The 16,287-nt window shown below is 67.9% G+C and carries 25 protein-coding genes; 16 read left to right on the forward strand and 9 right to left on the reverse strand.

The genetic code is table 11. The features are described from left to right. Positions 1–6 precede the first annotated feature (6 nt). From AB4Z55_RS26700 to AB4Z55_RS26710, 3 genes are all read left to right on the forward strand, one after another. The gene (locus AB4Z55_RS26700) at positions 7–1,593 is read left to right on the forward strand and encodes a ParB/RepB/Spo0J family partition protein (protein WP_338858017.1); all 1,587 of its coding nucleotides are present in this window, start codon (positions 7–9) and stop codon (positions 1,591–1,593) included. Between the two features lie 85 nt (positions 1,594–1,678). Continuing rightward, positions 1,679–2,038: a hypothetical protein gene (locus AB4Z55_RS26705; RefSeq protein WP_338857967.1), complete on the forward strand. Its 360-nt coding sequence runs from the start codon at positions 1,679–1,681 to the stop codon at positions 2,036–2,038. Positions 2,039–2,411: 373 nt separating this feature from the next. Beyond that, positions 2,412–2,783, forward strand: coding sequence for a hypothetical protein (locus AB4Z55_RS26710; RefSeq protein WP_338857968.1), 372 nt, complete (start codon positions 2,412–2,414; stop codon positions 2,781–2,783). Positions 2,784–2,838: 55 nt separating this feature from the next. Here AB4Z55_RS26710 and AB4Z55_RS26715 read toward each other — a convergent pair whose 3' ends face one another. Further along, complete coding sequence (locus tag AB4Z55_RS26715) at positions 2,839–3,225, reverse strand: hypothetical protein (RefSeq protein ID WP_338857969.1); 387 nt, start codon at positions 3,223–3,225, stop codon at positions 2,839–2,841. A 314-nt stretch (positions 3,226–3,539) separates the two neighbouring features. On the opposite strand from AB4Z55_RS26715, the gene AB4Z55_RS26720 reads away from it, so the two are divergent. Next, positions 3,540–4,481, forward strand: coding sequence for an ArdC-like ssDNA-binding domain-containing protein (locus tag AB4Z55_RS26720; protein ID WP_338857970.1), 942 nt, complete (start codon positions 3,540–3,542; stop codon positions 4,479–4,481). Between the two features lie 411 nt (positions 4,482–4,892). Beyond that, positions 4,893–5,135, forward strand: a complete 243-nt coding sequence (locus AB4Z55_RS26725; RefSeq protein ID WP_338857971.1) for a hypothetical protein — start codon at positions 4,893–4,895, stop codon at positions 5,133–5,135. A gap of 36 nt (positions 5,136–5,171) precedes the next feature. On the opposite strand, the gene AB4Z55_RS26730 is transcribed toward AB4Z55_RS26725, so the two are convergent. Further along, positions 5,172–6,179: a DUF2971 domain-containing protein gene (locus AB4Z55_RS26730; protein ID WP_338857972.1), complete on the reverse strand. Its 1,008-nt coding sequence runs from the start codon at positions 6,177–6,179 to the stop codon at positions 5,172–5,174. Between the two features lie 430 nt (positions 6,180–6,609). Between AB4Z55_RS26730 and AB4Z55_RS26735 the strand changes: the two genes are divergently transcribed. From AB4Z55_RS26735 to AB4Z55_RS26785, 11 genes are all read left to right on the forward strand, one after another. Continuing rightward, complete coding sequence (locus tag AB4Z55_RS26735) at positions 6,610–6,759, forward strand: hypothetical protein (protein ID WP_164905370.1); 150 nt, start codon at positions 6,610–6,612, stop codon at positions 6,757–6,759. 37 nt (positions 6,760–6,796) lie between these two features. After that, positions 6,797–7,234, forward strand: a complete 438-nt coding sequence (locus tag AB4Z55_RS26740; protein WP_338857973.1) for a hypothetical protein — start codon at positions 6,797–6,799, stop codon at positions 7,232–7,234. A 99-nt stretch (positions 7,235–7,333) separates the two neighbouring features. Then, positions 7,334–8,281, forward strand: a complete 948-nt coding sequence (locus AB4Z55_RS26745; RefSeq protein WP_369521099.1) for a DUF3560 domain-containing protein — start codon at positions 7,334–7,336, stop codon at positions 8,279–8,281. A gap of 667 nt (positions 8,282–8,948) precedes the next feature. Continuing rightward, positions 8,949–9,194: a glutaredoxin-like protein NrdH gene (nrdH, locus tag AB4Z55_RS26750; RefSeq protein WP_338857975.1), complete on the forward strand. Its 246-nt coding sequence runs from the start codon at positions 8,949–8,951 to the stop codon at positions 9,192–9,194. Between the two features lie 19 nt (positions 9,195–9,213). After that, positions 9,214–9,432 carry a hypothetical protein gene (locus tag AB4Z55_RS26755; RefSeq protein WP_338857976.1) on the forward strand — a complete coding sequence of 73 codons (219 nt, stop codon included), beginning with the start codon at positions 9,214–9,216 and terminating at the stop codon, positions 9,430–9,432. Between the two features lie 2 nt (positions 9,433–9,434). Then, positions 9,435–9,602 carry a hypothetical protein gene (locus tag AB4Z55_RS26760; RefSeq protein WP_338857977.1) on the forward strand — a complete coding sequence of 56 codons (168 nt, stop codon included), beginning with the start codon at positions 9,435–9,437 and terminating at the stop codon, positions 9,600–9,602. 28 nt (positions 9,603–9,630) lie between these two features. After that, a complete protein-coding gene (locus AB4Z55_RS26765) occupies positions 9,631–10,317 on the forward strand; it encodes a hypothetical protein (protein ID WP_338857978.1) in 687 nt (228 codons plus the stop codon). Between the two features lie 39 nt (positions 10,318–10,356). Next, positions 10,357–10,707, forward strand: a complete 351-nt coding sequence (locus tag AB4Z55_RS26770; protein ID WP_338857979.1) for a hypothetical protein — start codon at positions 10,357–10,359, stop codon at positions 10,705–10,707. Further along, the gene (locus tag AB4Z55_RS26775) at positions 10,704–10,901 is read left to right on the forward strand and encodes a hypothetical protein (protein WP_338857980.1); all 198 of its coding nucleotides are present in this window, start codon (positions 10,704–10,706) and stop codon (positions 10,899–10,901) included. The genes AB4Z55_RS26770 and AB4Z55_RS26775 overlap by 4 nt, the downstream gene beginning before the upstream one ends. Before the next feature lie 53 nt (positions 10,902–10,954). Continuing rightward, positions 10,955–11,260, forward strand: coding sequence for a hypothetical protein (locus tag AB4Z55_RS26780; protein WP_338857981.1), 306 nt, complete (start codon positions 10,955–10,957; stop codon positions 11,258–11,260). Positions 11,261–11,280: 20 nt separating this feature from the next. Next, entirely contained in the window at positions 11,281–11,514 is a 234-nt protein-coding gene (locus AB4Z55_RS26785; RefSeq protein ID WP_338857982.1) for a hypothetical protein, read from the forward strand. Here AB4Z55_RS26785 and AB4Z55_RS26790 read toward each other — a convergent pair. From AB4Z55_RS26790 to AB4Z55_RS26820, 7 genes are all read right to left on the reverse strand, one after another. Beyond that, positions 11,506–11,712, reverse strand: a complete 207-nt coding sequence (locus tag AB4Z55_RS26790; RefSeq protein WP_338857983.1) for a hypothetical protein — start codon at positions 11,710–11,712, stop codon at positions 11,506–11,508. The genes AB4Z55_RS26785 and AB4Z55_RS26790 overlap by 9 nt on opposite strands. 38 nt (positions 11,713–11,750) lie before the next feature. Continuing rightward, complete coding sequence (locus tag AB4Z55_RS26795; RefSeq protein ID WP_338857984.1) at positions 11,751–12,041, reverse strand: hypothetical protein; 291 nt, start codon at positions 12,039–12,041, stop codon at positions 11,751–11,753. Positions 12,042–12,201: 160 nt separating this feature from the next. Next, the gene (locus tag AB4Z55_RS26800) at positions 12,202–13,491 is read right to left on the reverse strand and encodes a hypothetical protein (RefSeq protein ID WP_338857985.1); all 1,290 of its coding nucleotides are present in this window, start codon (positions 13,489–13,491) and stop codon (positions 12,202–12,204) included. 67 nt (positions 13,492–13,558) lie between these two features. Further along, a complete protein-coding gene (locus AB4Z55_RS26805) occupies positions 13,559–14,380 on the reverse strand; it encodes a hypothetical protein (RefSeq protein ID WP_338857986.1) in 822 nt (273 codons plus the stop codon). Further along, positions 14,367–14,795 carry a hypothetical protein gene (locus AB4Z55_RS26810; protein WP_238423087.1) on the reverse strand — a complete coding sequence of 143 codons (429 nt, stop codon included), beginning with the start codon at positions 14,793–14,795 and terminating at the stop codon, positions 14,367–14,369. Before AB4Z55_RS26810 ends, AB4Z55_RS26805 begins: the two co-directional genes overlap by 14 nt. Further along, a complete protein-coding gene (locus tag AB4Z55_RS26815; protein ID WP_338857987.1) occupies positions 14,792–15,448 on the reverse strand; it encodes a hypothetical protein in 657 nt (218 codons plus the stop codon). The genes AB4Z55_RS26810 and AB4Z55_RS26815 overlap by 4 nt, the downstream gene beginning before the upstream one ends. Continuing rightward, positions 15,445–16,287: hypothetical protein (locus tag AB4Z55_RS26820; protein ID WP_369521100.1), on the reverse strand; the 843-nt coding region annotated here is incomplete at its 5' end. The genes AB4Z55_RS26815 and AB4Z55_RS26820, both read right to left, overlap by 4 nt.

Below are 16,287 nucleotides of genomic sequence, written 5' to 3' on the forward strand. Positions count from 1 at the left end.
AACCCCATGACGAGCAACACCACCACCGAGACCGTCACCGCGACGGGCGAGCTGCGCCACCTCAACCCGGCCGATCTGGTCATCGACACCAACATTCGTACCGAGGCCGAGGCCACCCTAACCGCCGAGTTCGTCGATTCGATCCGCGACGGTGTGCGTCAGCCGATCCTCGCTGTCGAGGTCGACGGCGAGGTGCGGGTGCGCGACGGGCAGCGCCGGACCCTGGCGGCGCGGAAGAACGCGCTCGCCAGCGTCCCGGTGTACGTGGTCCCGGTCGCGACTGACGCCGACGACAAGGCCGTGACGGTTGATCGAATCTTGGAGCAGCTGGCCAGTTTCGAGCGCGAAGAGTTGCGCGCCTCCGATCGCGTGGCCGCGATCGAACAACTCGCGCTTGCCGGGATGTCGGCGACCAAGATCGCCAAGGCCACCCGCACCAAGAAGAAGGACGTAGACGCCACCCTGGCGGTCGCGAAATCCGCGACCGCCCTGGACCTGCTCGACCAGGGCGCAGGGCTGACGTTGGAGCAGTCCGCGACATTGGCGGCCTACGACCACGATCCCGAGGCGCAACAGTGGCTCCTCAACGCCGCACGTAGCGGACGGTTCGACTTCCAGGCCAAGCAGTTGGCCGACAATGCCGACGAGCGTGCCGAGTTGCTGGCCCAGGTCGCCGCCTACGCCGCCGAGGGGATCGCGGCTGTGACCCGCCAGCCCCTCTACAACGAGGCCCACAAGCTCGACCGTCTGCTGACCGCCGACGGTAAAGCGGCGACCATCGAGGACGTGCCGGTCGATCACCGCGTGGCCTACGTGTGGGCCGATGAGACCGAATCGTGGACCGACGTCGAGGGCAACGCGGTCGCCGAGGACTCCATCGATTGGTCGCTGGACGACGACGTGTTCGACGACGACGCCGAACCGTCCGAGGGATTGCGCGACCCGCGCACCCTCACCCGTAACGTCACCCGCGAGATCGAAACCACCTGGTATGTCCCGCGCAACGACGACCTCGGATTCACCGAGCGCCCCTACAGCCACAGCGCACCGAGCAGCGACACGGCCACCGCCGACCTCAGCGACGACGAGAAGGAGGCGCGTAAGCAGGAGCGTCGCCGGGTGCGGGTCTTCAACGCCGCCAGTTTCACCGCCCGCGAGGTGCGGATCGAGAAGCTGACCGCGTGGCTGGCCCGCAAGACCCTGCCCAAGGGCAGCGCCCCGACGGTCGCGAAGTTCCTCGCGACCTCGATGCGCGCCCATCACGACATGTTCGGCGCGAACAGCATGCAGGGCAACGCCGCCGAGATCGCGGCCACGATCCTCGGCGGCGACCCCGCCGACCTGATCGAGCAGGCCACCACCGCCGACCGCGCCCAGATCATCGGACTCGGCATCGCCCTGGCATCGCGGGAAGCGCACATGTGGAAAGACGCCTGGCGCAACGTCGGTGACAGCCACTACCTGGGCGGCAGCCAGGTCGAGGCCCGCGCTGGCTACCTGCACTTCCTTGTCGAGGTGACCGGCTACGCCCTCTCCGATGTCGAGCAGGTCATCGCCGGGGACAAGCAGGCAGCCGACGTGCCACTCGACTAGACCAGCTGTGCGGTGGGCCGCGACCTCTCACGGTCGCGGCCCACCGCCCCGGCCCCGCTCACACCCGCCACCTCGAGGAAGCATCGTGACCATTACCGGCGAACTGTTCCCCCGCTGCGCCCTCCCCGGCTGCGCGAACCCCACCGACACCCAAGGCCACCCCTGCGGACAGTGCCGCCGCGACTTCGGAACCTTCCTGCGCCACAACCCCGGCGGCCAACCGATGACCGCCGACGCCCACACCGCCCGCGACCACGACGTCGCCCTGGCCTACCGCGCCCAGGAACAACTACGCATCGACGCCGCCGCCGAACAACACCTCGCGATCCAGACCGGTCAACAAGAGAAGCCCGGACAGACCTGCTGGCTGTGCGAGGAACGCCGAAAGTGCGCCCTCATCAACGGGCAGTGGGAATGCCGAACCTGCCGCACGAGCACCGGCTGACCGACCAGCCCGAGGGGCATAGCGGAGCGACCTGACGGCCGCACAGCATTGTCCCGGCCCGGTGGCTCCGCTGCGCTGCGCCCCCGACCCGGGAAGAGTCCCGACTCAGGTGGGTGGTCACCTATGTGCGCGCGCACGTCGACCAAGTGTGACCGACAGGGACCCCCGAGCTGTCAACCCACACCAGGCGGCTACCGCCCGTTCTCCGCTGCGCTACGCCCGTGCGCTCCAACCACTTTCACTCGCTGCGCTCGTACGACGAAAGTGGCTTCCGGCGCGCCTGCTTCTACGGGGTGGACAGCCCACCCTCGTCCGGTCCCCCAGGTCTCTCGACGTCCGCCACACCGGCCGGACCACGACGAAGGGACTCCTCATGGATTACATCGCTCACACCGTCGACACCGCTGCCGCCGTCGGCAGCGTCGCCGATCTGCTCTGGGCCGCCGCCGACCTCGTCGCCACCAACCCCGAGACCACCGACCCCATCCACGACGCCGGCCTGCACCTCATCGCCGCCGGCCGAACCACGGCCCGCCGGGCCGGGGCAGCCCGCGAGCTCGCCACGATGATCGCCGAGAGCCGCCACCCCGACCTCGCCGCCACCATCACCGGCGACGACACCGACTGGTCCAGCTGGCAGCAGGTACTCACCGAGCCCTGGCCCATCCTCGCCGATGCGGCCGCCTTCGCCGCCAAGCTCGGCGGACTCGAAGGCCAGATCACCCCGGGACGCTGGATCGCCTAACCGGGCAGCGGGTCGGGGTCGCCACCACGGCGGCCCCGACCCGACGTCTAGGCCGTCACGAATGATCGGTGTCCCCGCGCCTGCGAATGCGGCGCCGACCACGATCGGCCGCACGGAACACCCGCAACGGCTTGCGCACGCTCTCCACAAGATCGAAGGTGGTCCCGGTGCGTTCGGCCATGTGCCAGTCGATGTTCCACTCGCTGTCGAGGACCATCATGCGTCCCACCGCCCGGTCCTCGTCCCCGGACTGATAGGCGTCCTCACACACCTGACACAACGCCCACCAGGTACTCAGGGTGTGGCCCTTGCCGTACTTGCGGAACCTCGTCTTGTCCGGGTCCAAATCGTGCAGCCACACCGGCCTCTCCCGACCGCAGAACGAGCACAACGGATACTCGTCGTCGTCGACGTCGAGCGATTCGTCAGCTGGGCCACCCACAACCGTCACGGTAACCCGCGCGAGCACCAACGGTGCTGCCTCTGGCGGCTGCGCCGCCACCTGATCCGAAGCGGCTACGCCGCCACCCAACCGCATCGGGGTTGCTTTGCTGACCCCCACCATTGTCTTACCTCTGGTCGGCACGGCGACAAGGGCCGCGAAAAACTAATCCGCCCTACGGGTTTGCAGGGCTGCGCCCCGGATGACTTTTTCACTGTGAACACCCTTGCCCCGACCTCCCGCCGGCAAAGACATGGCAGGTGTCACGCAAAGCACCGGCCCGCCGAGGCCCACACCGCAGGGAGGCATCCACCATGGCCCGTACCACCACCATCAGCCGCGAAGACCGAGCCGCCGCACGCCGCGAACTCGCCGCGCAGCTGCACGCGACCATCACCGACAAGGTCGCCGCACTCACCAACACCGGCGAGTGGGCCGCGTTCCTCGACTACGCCACCAAGTTCCACGCCTACAGCCTCAACAACCTCATGCTCATCATCGCCCAACGCCCCGACGCCTCCCAGGTCGCCGGATACAACAAATGGCTCGAACTCGGACGCCACGTCCGCAAGGGAGAAAAAGCGATCCGGATCCGCGGATTCAGTTCCCGCACGATCACCGACACCGACCCCGAGACCGGCGACGACACCGAATGCAAGATCGCCACCTACCCGATCCTGTCCGTGTTCGACATCGCCCAAACCGACCCCATCACCGAGGTCACCGACTGGATGCGCACAAAGAACCCCAAGGCCCGAGTCTGGACCGACCTCCCCAGCCCCACCCATACCCTCATCGGTGACGACCCCGCCGACATCTACAGCCGCACCGTCGACTACATCACCGCCCAGGGCTGGACCGTCAGCCGCGAACAGATCCCCGAGACCGGCACGAACGGCTACACCACCACCGACGGAACCCGCCGCATCGTCATCGCCGCCGACCTCACCGACGCCCAGGCCGCCAAGACCGTGCTACACGAGACCGCCCACGCCCTCATGCACGCCGACATCGACACCGCCGACTACATCGCCCACCGCGGCCGCTGCGAAGTCGAAGCCGAATCCGTCGCCTACGTCGCCGCCGGAATGCTCGGAATCGACACCAGCGACTACAGCATCGGCTACATCGCCGGATGGGCCGAAGGCAACACCGACATCATCGCCGACACCGCCGCCCGCGTCCTCACCACCGCCCGCCAGATCGCCGCAGCACTCGACCCCGACACCCTCACCCACACCGAAGACGCCGCCTAACCCCAGCACCGGGGGCCGCCCCACCGGCGGCCCCAGCCGGGAGGCACAGCGGACCGGCCTGACGGCCGCACAACATCAACCGGTGGCGGCCGGCGACTCCGCTACGCTCCGCACCGGCCACCACCGGGAGTCAACGACCTACCCAGGTGCGTGGTCACCACAGCAGCGCGCACGTCGACCAACCATGACCGACCCGGGACCCGACCCGTCAACCCACACCCGCACGCTGCCGCGTGTTCTCCGCTACGCTACGCCCACACGCTCCGACCAGCCCGGCAACCCGTACTCGCCACGCTCGCAACCGAACTGGCCTCCGGCGCACACGGACTCTCCGGGGTTGACAGCCCACCCCGCCCGGTCCCACCAACTCCGACGTTCGCAACCCCGCGAACCCAAACGAAGGAGTCACCAATGGCTTGGACCATCACCAACATCGACGTCACCCCGGCGGCCCGCGAAATCATCCGCGCCACCAACATCCTCGACAACCCACCGGCACTCATCGACATCGCCAACATGCTCGACCTCAAAATGTCGGAGTGGGCACTCGGACTCGCCGAACTCCTCACCAACAGCCACGCCATCATCATCGCCGACGATGACAACCGCGAATGCCTCATCCTCACCACCACACCCATCTACGGAACGGCCTGACCGCCGCGCCGGGCCAGGCCCGACGGGCCTGGCCGATTACCCGCGGAAGGGCGCTTCCGACTTGACCACCGGCACGTCCCGGAATCCCCACATACCGCGGGACCTCAACAAATCCCGGACCGCCCCGACTTGAGCGTCAGGCATCTCCGTCGGTCCCACCACTACCTCAGCTAACGGCGCATCCGAGACATAGTCAGGGCCGTGCTCACCGCTCAGCCGTCCGTTCACCACCACATCCATGTACGGCACGACCCCGCTAGCGCGGGGTCGTGTCCGCACCTCCATATGGACCCCTGACACAGACACCAAGCGCCATTCACGTTCCTCCTGGAACGCCTCATGCTTAATTCCCGCGATCTCGCGGAACGTTGCCAGGGCTGCGAAATATGCTGGCCGCCCGTCCGGGTCCAGGAGAATTCCTCCGTTATCGAATGCGTGCTCCACCCAACTAACCAGTGCGTCTGCACGCTCCCGCGCAACCTTTTCTCCGTAACCCACCTGAACTAATGTTGCCTGACTCGGAATATTAAAAGTGTTAGACGCGGCCTTGGGATGAATGCCATACGAGTATCGTTCCAAAACCTCGCGTGGAAACCCAATCGAGTACCCGCCTACCCCGCCCGCATATCCTCGCCACTGGCTCAAAAGATCACCATCTCCGCAGAAGCACACCGCAAAGCAGCGAAACGGCCACTCGAATACTCTGGTCGGCTCAAACGCCTCTGCAATTTCGGCAAATGTCGAGGCCAGGGCAGGATGAGCGTGCTCCTCGGCGGCTTGCTTCATTCGCTCACTCACAATTCGTGCACCAAACACGAGTTCTAACGAGTCATTCATATAGCGAATATCGGTAGCGCGAAATAACGCGGCCTTGCCATTGGTGTATATATTGTTGTCGCCCTGATGGCGAAACTTGGAATCGTCGTCAGGGAAAGCAACCTGAAACGGACCCTTTCCCGGACCGAGAATTCCGTGCAAACCAGCAGCATCGGTGTAGTGGTACAAAACTGGTGGCAATTCTGTTGCCGCATCGTCGTCCGTCACACGAACAGTCTCCTACACGACAAACACCCAGAGCTGCCGCGACACCAAGCCCTCCCGGACCCGCGTCGCTCCCGCACAATCACCTTCCCTGCCACGTGCGTCCGGTGTGGTCGCGTCGAGCCGTACTGCTGGCAGTGCGGCAGTGGGGCACCTTCTCTGTCGGCTGCGCCGCCACTCTGACAGGACCGGGACTGCGTCCCGGAACGAGGGGTGTGCGGCTGCGCCGCACGGGCAGGGGTTTGTTGCCCCCTTCCATTCTCGTACCTCTGGTCGGCCCGGCGACAAGGGCCGCGAAAAACTAATCCGCCCTGCGGGTTACAGGGCTGCGCCCCGGATGACTTTTTCGCTGTGAACACCCTTGCACCGACCTCCCGCCGGCGACGAGATGGCAGGTGTCAAACAAACCACCCGGCCGCAGGAGGAACCCACGATGGCACGCCCGACCCGCAACGGCACCCAGCGCGATGTCTTTACAAACACCAGCCGCACCCACCAGAACCGGCACACCATCCGCGCCGCCAAGCGCCAGGCCAACCGCCAGGACCGCGCCGCCGCCCGCCGCGACCTCCACGCCCACTGACCGACCCACCTCACCCCCAGACCCGAAGGAGCACACCATGACCACCAGCCGCGCCGCACTGACCACCATCCCCACGACCCTCAGCGACGGCACCCGCGCCCGCATCATCGGCCGCGTCGACGCCTTTCCCGGACACCCCGACCCCGGGACCCCAGTCGAACCACTCACCGCCGGCACCAGTGAGCCGGTCACCGACCTCGACGGCCCGCTGTTCGCGCTCGTGTCGGTGACGTGGGCAACCGAGGTGACCACCGTCAACGCCCACACCGGCGCCTCACACACCAAGTACGTGCCCGGCCTGCTCGGTAGCCCGATGGGTACCAGCTGGTACCTCGCCATGGTCACCCCCGGTGAGCACGGTTTCACCCTCACCGGCCGCCACGCCGCCGGACACCGCACCGCCACCCTGCCCGACCTGGACGGCATCGACGCCCCCCGCCAGGTGAAAGTCCATGACTTCGCCCTGCACCGCTGACCACGCCACCACCCACACCCACCACCAGGAGAGAACCCCAACCCATGAACCGAAATCACGATCACCCACACCGCCGCCGACGGCACCCTCGCCGACGGCATGGTCCGAGGTGACGGCACCTACGAACTGTTGAAGGCGAACGGGTTTCGCTGGTTTCGTTCGCTCGGCCTGATGGGCATTCAGTCCAGCCGTGACCGTCAGCCCAACGAGTACAAGATCTCCCGCGCCGCCCGCGCGTTGGAGGAGGCCGGCCACACCGTCACCGTCGAGATCGACCGCACCCACCGCGACCCCGCCCAGGCCGAAGCCGACCGCGCCGCGCGTCAGGCCGAGCGGGTCGCCGCACTCGAGAACAAAGCCGACCGCCGCGCCGCCGCCGCCGAGGCCGCATGGACCGCCGAGCAACGCGCCACCGCCGCGCTCCCCCCAGGCGGCGAACCGATCAAGGTCGGCCACCACAGCGAAGGCCGGCACCGCCGCGCGATCGACCGCGCCCACAACGCCCTCGGCAAAGCCGTAGCCGCCGACCGCGACGCCGACCACGCCGCCAACCGCGCCGAATCCGCCGCCCGCACGACCGAACTCCGGCACAACCCGGTCACCGTCGCGAACCGGATCCAGAAACTCGAAGCCGAGCAGCGCGCCGACCAACGCGCCCTCGACGGACACACCCGAACCCTGTTCACCGACGGCCGAGGCGTCAAACACACCGAGAAGACCACCGCCGCGACCGGCGAGTACCGCGACCGCCTCATCGCCCGCATGGCCGAACGCGCCGCAAACATCACCTACTGGACAGACGTGCGTACCGCCCAGATCGCCGACGGCAAGGCCGGCGACTACAGTCCCGACACCATCACCGCCGGTGACCTGGTCAAGATCCGACACCACGGATGGACGCCCGTACTGCGCACCAACAAAAAGACCGTCAGCGTCCAAACACCGGCACCGTTCGGCGGCCGCATGATTCGCCACACCGTGCCCTACCCCGAACTCCGAGGCCACCGCCCCCAGGGCGAGACCACCGACACCACCGCAACGGCCTGACCGCCGAGCCCGGACCCACCCCGCGCAGGCGGGGCGGGTCCGGTGCCTCGGGCATCGAACCCGAAGCACCGCAGGCGCTGCGCGCCGTGCCCGGCACCCAGCGTGCCCACCCCCGCGAGTGGCACACCCGGCATCGTTGAGCGCGGACAGCAAACTCAATCTTTGTTATCGTGACCGGGCGGTCGTACCGGGCGTTGCCACACAACCTCACGACGACCGCACCTCACAGGACGGAAAGGGTAGGGGTGCGAACTCCCCCGATGTGCACACCCCTACCCTTTCTCGCTGCCCTGACACACATTTCAGACGCACGCGCGCACTGACGGCCCTGGCGACTATCCGCGCTCACCACCGGGACTTTGCCTGGTCTGCCGAATTGTCATGGCGCCCAGACGGACCGCGTCAACTCCGCTTCGGCAACAACTCGCCACGCGCTCTGCCTCGCTCCCGCTCGGCGCCGCTTATTTCGCGGCGACTTCTCCCCTGCGCTCCATTGACCCACCCCGCCAGGGCGAATGGGCGGCAGATATCAGGAAAAGCACCACCACCAGACACCCTCAAAACCTACCGTGAAATGCGCAAACCTATTGCGCAACAACACTATTCACGGTACAATCGGAGCTAAGAGTAAACCTCTCGCGACGACACCAGAGAAGAGGCCCGGACCATGAGCGAGAAAACCGCGATCACCGTCTACACCAAGCCCGCATGCGTGCAGTGCAACGCCACCTATAAGGCCCTCGATAAGCAGGGACTCGACTACCGGGTGGTCGACATCAGCACCGACGAGGCCGCGCGCGATTACGTGATGAGCCTGGGCTACCTGCAAGCCCCCGTCGTGGTCGCCGGCGACACCCACTGGTCGGGTTTCCGTCCCGATCACATCAAAGCGCTCAGCACACAGGCCGCCTGAGGCGAGGAGGGGATCGACGATGACCGCCACACCCCAACACCTCGTCGAGGTGACCGAGGTCGAGTTGTACGACGAAGCCCGGGCCTGGATCGCTGACTGCACCGACCAACTCCCCGCCGACTGCACCGACCTGACCGCCCCCGAGGTCCGCGCGCTGGTCGCCGGCAACTACACCGGCGGATGGGATGCGTTCACCGACCCGCTCACCCATGCTCACTACCTCCACCGGACACGATGACGATGACAACCACCGACTACGCAGCGCGCGCCGTGGCCTACTGGGCGAAATCCGAACTGGCCTACGCCGAGGGAGATCCCCGCTACGGCGACGAGCTCGCCGAACTGGCCGCCCAATGCGAACAGTGGGCACATGAAGACCTCACCGGCGTCCGCAGCGACGTCGCGTAACCCGCCGATACGAACAAGGAGACAGCAGGTGATCGTCATGGCCGAGAATCCCGAGGTCGCACACCGCGATTTGCCGCAGCCGCCGGCCACCGCGATCGAGCCGCTGCCTGAACTGGAAACCGTTGCCAGCGGTGATGACCTCACTCTTACGGGAGCTGTCGGGGAGGACACCGCCGAGTTCGACAACACCCTCGCCCTGGAACTGGACATGCTCACCGCGCTGTTGTGGGCACCGCCGGCCCGGGCCCGCCAGGTCGTCGATGCGCTGATCGGCTCGCGCGCCGACCGCGACGCCGGCACTACCACCAGGGTGCTTCCCGCCGGGAGTGTGGTGTTCCTCAGTGCAGTGCATCAAGACGTGTTCGACACCGTCGTGGCGTTGCTCGACGAAGGTAGCCCCGCCACACCTGTTCTGGTCAATGCGCGTTTTGCCGATCGAGGACTGACCACCCGCACTCGCAGCGTCATGCTCGAAATCGCCTCACCCCGTCACGGCCGCCCCGTCGCCGACAGTGCCGACCTGCCCTACCTCGCCGCCGCTCTCGTCGACGGCTGGTACCGCCGCGGCTACCGCGCACTACTGGCCCGCATGACCCAAGTGACCGCTGAACGCCCCACCGTCGAGCTCGCCGGCCACTGGACGGCCCTCACCGGCCACCAGCAGACCGCCGAAACCCGGTGGCTGGCCATCCGCGACACGCTCGCCCGCATCTGACGCACTGCCAGGCTTCCACCACCGAAGGAGAGAGCACCTATGGAATTGACAGCCACCATCCTCATCGTGGTCGGGGCCGTCGCGATCCTCGCCTCAGGGATAGTGCGGCAGCGCGTTGACCACTTCCGGCCTCGCCACCGCGAGGACGCGGCGGCTGCTGTTGCCCGTGCACGGCAACTCCAACGGGTCGCGATGGCCTTGGCCGCGATCACCGTCGTATGCGGTGCCACCGCAGCCGCCCTCAACAACGGGAATACCACGACGTGGGTGTGCGGCGCTGTGGTGCTCGTTGCAGGAGCGGTCCAGTGCTACTTCATTGCGCGGGTTAGCATCCCCGATGTTCAACACCTTCGCGACCGCGGCTTCGACAGCGGAAAAGGCACGCCGTGACGACTGACGACGACCCCGACGCCCACGATCGCGAAGTGCAGGACCTCGCCGCTGATATGCGCGAGCACGGCCGCAGCTGGGCCGACATCGCCCACGACCTCGCACTACCCGAAGCCACCGTCAAACTCGCCGTCGCACAAGCCCACCAACGCGCCGCCGAACTCGCCGCCCGCGACCAAATCGCCCTGTTCTGAAACCATGCACCGCCTGCGCCACGACCTCCCGGACCCCGGGGAAGGATGAAGCCATGAACGTCACCGTCCACGACCCCGACCGTGGCCACTACGAGTGCGAGAAGGGCACGTTCACCGATTTCCCGCTGACCATGGAAGCCGATGAGGCGCCGCCGCGGTTGGCCGCGTTCTCCCGGTGGCGCGACGACGGCGGGCGCATTCGTCGCCGCACCGTCAACGGCGTCACCTACGCCGACATCACCCACCAGGACCGGGTGTGGACCTACCGACTGTCCCCGGCCTACACGTGGGACCCCTCTCCATCGGGCGGGTTCTTCCAGTGGCCGCACTCTTTCGACGTCGGGGAACTCCCCGACTGACGGCGGGGAATGAGGTGGCGATGACTGAGTCACGATGGATCGCCCGTTGGCCGGAGTTGTTCTCGGGTCTCACCGACCGCCAGGTCCGTGGAGTGGTGCAGGCGATCGACAACAACGTCCTCGAGGGCTGGGACCCGCAACGTGACGACATCGAGTTTCTGACTCGCTCGGCGCGCGGTGAGTTCACCGAGAATGAGGAGGTCGCTGAAGTCCTCGCGCTGATCGCCCGCCGCCGGGTGCGCGGGTCAGATTAGGACGAGGCCCGCGAACAGCAGGGCGGCGCCGCCGGCGAGGTAGGCGGTGAGTGTCCGGATCTGGGTGGACACATTGATGCTCGCGTTGCGGTGCAACGCTTCACATCCGATCCACACCGCGATGAGGACGAGTGCGACAACGCCCACTCGTCCTTGTGTCGGGCTCAGACCGAGCCAGTCGAAGAGTTCTGTGGCCATGGTGGTGACAGTAGGGATTCTCGCGTTACTCGCAACCCTCAGTTGCGGCTACGGCTGCGGCCGGCGGTGTTCGCTGATGCGCCGAAGCCCAGGAGCATGAGCCCGGGTAGTAGGCAGAACGTGGTGGCGACGCCGACCAGGAGCGCGCGCTGAACCAGTGGTGTCCAGGTGCGGCCCGGATCGTAGTAGGGCGAGCGGCCGGGGTAGGGGTTGGCTATCCAGCGTGCCGGTCGGGGTGGATCGGTGAGGTAGCCGATGAGCAGGGCCAGCAGCCCGAAGAAGACGCACACGACGAGCAGACAGAGGATCGCGATAACGCCGGTATCCATGATGTGGTCCTGCTTCCTCATGCTCGAAAGGTCTCCGCGCGGCCGCGGCTGGCTGTTTGTGGTTGGTCCGTGCCTATCACGTCCCACTGACACTTGCACTGGCTTGCCGGGTGGGAGGCCGCACCCCTCGTGACGGCCTCCCACCCGCTCACCGGATCGGTTACCGCCCGGCGGGTGCGGGGGCGTGGGGCCAACTCACGGTCAACCCGGGGACGGCTTTGCTCAGTTGGTCGGTGACGTCCTTGGTGACCTCACGGACCGCCTTTTGCGCCTGCGGTGCGGCTGCGCCCAGGACTGCATAGGGGGCCTGAGCCTGTTCGCCGGACCACCCCGCCCGGATCGTCTGACCGGCCACGTCGACCGAGGCCGACACGTCGCCGCGGACGTTGACCTGATAGTCCACGGCCGGCAACCCGGCGCGTGCCGCCTCGGGCGCGGGCAAGTGCACCTCGAACTGGTTCGGTCCGGTCGGTGCCTGCTGCGGAGCGGTGCGCGGCCGGGGTTCGGGCTGGCCGGGGAGCCGCGGCCGGGCCGGGTTCGCGCCCGGGTCCCCGGCGCCAAGAGCGTGTGCCAGGAAACCGCCGAGGGTGCCGCCGGCGATGCCGCCGACGACGGCGGCCGGGATGCCCAGGGCGGCAGCACCGATCGCCGCACCCGCGCCAGCGCCGATGAGCGCGCCAGTCCCGGTGTGGGCACCGGGCCAGGGCACGACCAGGGTCGAACCGATGATGGCGCCGGTGACACCACCGATCAGGGCGCCCCCGACTCCGCCGGTGACCGCGGCGGGAACGCCGAGGGCGAGCGCACCGGCGGTGCCGCCGCCCATCACGCCGATGATCGTCGCCGCGGCTTGGCGCGACGCCTCGTCCTCGGGGACGCCCACGCTGATCAGGCCCTGAGCGATCTTCGCTTCGCCGTAGGCCGACCAGGCGTTGATCGAGTTGATTTGTTCCTGGGTGATACCGGGGACCTGCTTCTTGACGTCGGTGACGGGCACCACGTAGTTGCCCACGCGCATCATCTCGGGCGGGGGTGCGATCGGCTTCACCGGCGGCGTCGGCTTCGGCGCGGTGTAGGCGCGCGGTGGTGCCGGGGTGTACGGCCGCTCATAGGTCGGTGCGTTGTAGGTCTGCGGTTCGACGTAGGGCTGGTACGGCGCTTCCTGCGGTGGCGGCGGGATGAAACCGCGGCCCGGCGGGGTGGCCGGCGGGGGCGGGGGTGTGGTGACTCCGCCTTGGTCGTCAGGGGTCGGGGTGTCGGTGACCCCGCCCTGGCTCGGCGGGGTCGGGGTGACTCCGCCTTGGTCGGGGGTGGCCAGTGCGGGCGCGGCGGATAGGCCGAGTCCGGCGGTCACCGCGGCCGCGAGCACGGCGGCGGTGAGGTGGTGGTGGCGGCGCGAGTGTTCGGGGTTTGCGCGGTGGCGGGCGGTGGGGCTGTGAGTAGACGGCATGACTGGCTCACGGTCCTTTCGGTTGTGGTTGGTGGGCTGCTGAGGTGGCAGTCCGGGTGATTCGTTGTTAGGTGATCGCCTCGATAGAGACGATCCAGCTCTTTCCGTCGGCGGTCGTGGTTTGCACACGCTTGCGGAAGACGGTCGGGGCACCTCCTCCCGGTGCGGTCTCGGTGAGTTCGACGGTGTAGAGGCCTTTGCCTTCGTTGGTGATCGACAGGCAGTGGCGGGTTCCGGGTATGCGTTTGTCGATGAAGGGCTGCATCTGTTGCGCGCTGCCCATCCGGGCGGCGGGGGTGCCCAACGCTCGCGCGGCTACGGCGTCGCGACGCACGTAGTAGGCGTAGTCGAATGCTTTGACTACCCCGGCGCCGGAGGATTGGTCGCCGGGGTCGCGGCCGGTGGTGACGTTGCCGCGCACGGTCGAGGGACAGTCGGCATCGCCTGCGGCTGCACCCGTGGTCGTCGACGGCTGCGGCGTCGACGTCAGGGCCTGCACGGGATCGCGGGGCGCGGGCTGGTCGGTGCCGGGCAGGATCAGTACGAGACCAACACCGATCACAGCGGCCGCGGCGACGACCGCGCCCAGGAGGATCGCACCACGCCGCAACGCGCGTGACGGCCCACGCTTGGCGCCGCGGTCGTCATCGCCCACCGCGGTGGGTTGGGTCGCCGGTGGAGTCGCGGCAGCAACGGTGCCGAAGTGGGGTGGCACGAAGTCGTCGACGTCGTCGAGGTGCGCATCGGGCAGGTGCTCGCTGTCGACCGCCGGTGCTGGCTGTGTCGGCGCCGGGTCGGTCGCCACGGGCGGGTCAGGCTCGGGGTCGGGCCACTGGTCGGGGTTCCACGGTTCGGGCGCCGGTGGTGGCGCGGTCTTAGTGCGTTTCATGGCGAGGTCCTTCCGTGATGGGTTTTACGAGTCCGGCTTTCGTGGCGATCGCGGCCTGCATCCAGTCGCTCAGTTGTGGGTAGGTGCGGCGTTCGGTCCACCACGCGTCGCGGGCGCCCGCCCAGATGTGGGGTTGGCAAGTGAAGGACCGTCGACGCCGGGGTGGTCCGGCGGTGGTGCCGTCGCGGCGGCCGGGCGGGATGCGCGCCGGTGCGCTCGCCAGCTGCCCGCCGTGGAGCGCACGGGTGGTGTCGACGGCTTCGGCGATCGCGGTTTCGAGCCAGTCGGTCCATGCCGGGTGCTCGTCGAGCTGGTCGGCCCAGGCGTGTTTCGCGGCGTTCCAGATGTCGTCGGTGCAGGAGAACGACTGCCGTTCCCGTGTCCACTCGCTGCGCTCGGGGTGGTGCTCGCTCATGTGAGGTCCTTGCGGTCGTGGGCGATTGTCTCGCCCATCCTCCCAACGAGACCGAGCACAACGAGCCCCACCAGTCCGACCGCGGCGATGGCGGGAATGCACTGCTGGGCGGGCGCGTCACTGACGATGATGCGGGCGGTGACGAGCAGGCCCACAAGGAGTGCCGCGATGCGGAAGAACACCATCGGCATGGGCAGCACGAGGGTCATGACCCAGGCGAGCACGCCCGCTACGAGTGTGGCGGCTACTGCCAGCCACACCGCTGCGCCGACGTCGACCGTGTCGGCGGTGGGTGCGCCCGGTTCCCGGACGTAGAAGTCGCCGACCGCGCCGACAATCCAGACCGCCACCGTCGTGACCAACCATGCGCCAAGGCCGGCGATCACAGCGCTCACGGCGACGCCACCGATGTAGCGGTACATGGTCGCCGAGACCTCGCGCAGCCGCGGTGTGCGGGTGGAGCTGCGGTCGTCGAGGAACGGTTGCGCCCGGGCGATCGGGGTGGGTTCGTGCTCCCGGGTGGTGTCGCTACCGCTGAGCGGTCGGGTTGGCTCGATCTGTTCGCCGGTGTAGGGGTCGCGGTGCGGGTCGCGGTTGTAGGGGTCTTGGTTGTAGCCGTAGAACCGGCCGTCGCGGTCGTGCGGGCTGGTCATAGGTCCTCCCCTTGCGTGTGGTGCACGCTCACGCGCACACCGTCGGCATCGGTCGCCGGTGCGAGGTCGTGCGGCCACAGCTCCTCGAGCGCGGCGGCGTCGAGCGTGGTGTGCTCGAGCAGGGCCGCCGTGATTGCGTCGAGCTCGTTGCGGTGGGCGTCGAGGATGTCGCGGGCGCGGGCGATCGCAACGAGCAGGAGACCATCGCTGGAAAAGTCCGCATCGACCCCGTCTGGGTGGTGGTCGAGTGCGAGCAGCGTCAAGACCCGACCCCGGGCGTCGACGAGATCCAGTTCGGTGCCGGCGGCGGACAGTTCGCGGTGGGCGTCGACGTCGGCGGTGTAGGGAGCCAGCACGCCCACCAGCTGCCGCCATTGGCGGTCGCCGTAGCTGAGGTCGGGGATGTTCCAGTGGATCTCGGTCATTCCGCCGGTGGAGTTGCTACGGGGGTGGATGTCGACGGAGTGGACGGTGGCGCCGAGAGCGAGTGCGGCCACGGTGTGGGCGGCCTCGTGGCGCGCACGGTGCTGCCGCTCGCTCGACCACGCGCCGCCTGCGGCGGCCGCGAGCACGCCGACGCCGCCGACCGCCACCGGGAAGCATCGGGTCGCACACACGCCCAGGGACATGATGTGCAGTCCCACGCTCACGGCGAGAAGGACGGTGCCGACCGCGGCGACGAGTCGGACGAACATCTCACGGTCCTGCACGTAGTCCCACAGCGCACCGCCGAGTCCGTCATTCCATATCCACAGCAGCACCACGCCGAGGAGCACGCGGCCCGCGAGTGCGGAGATCTCTGGTGTCGTGATCGTGCGCACCGCCTCTGCGGCGGCGGC

Source organism: Gordonia sp. ABKF26, assembly GCF_041103195.1.
Lineage (GTDB): Bacteria > Actinomycetota > Actinomycetes > Mycobacteriales > Mycobacteriaceae > Gordonia > Gordonia terrae.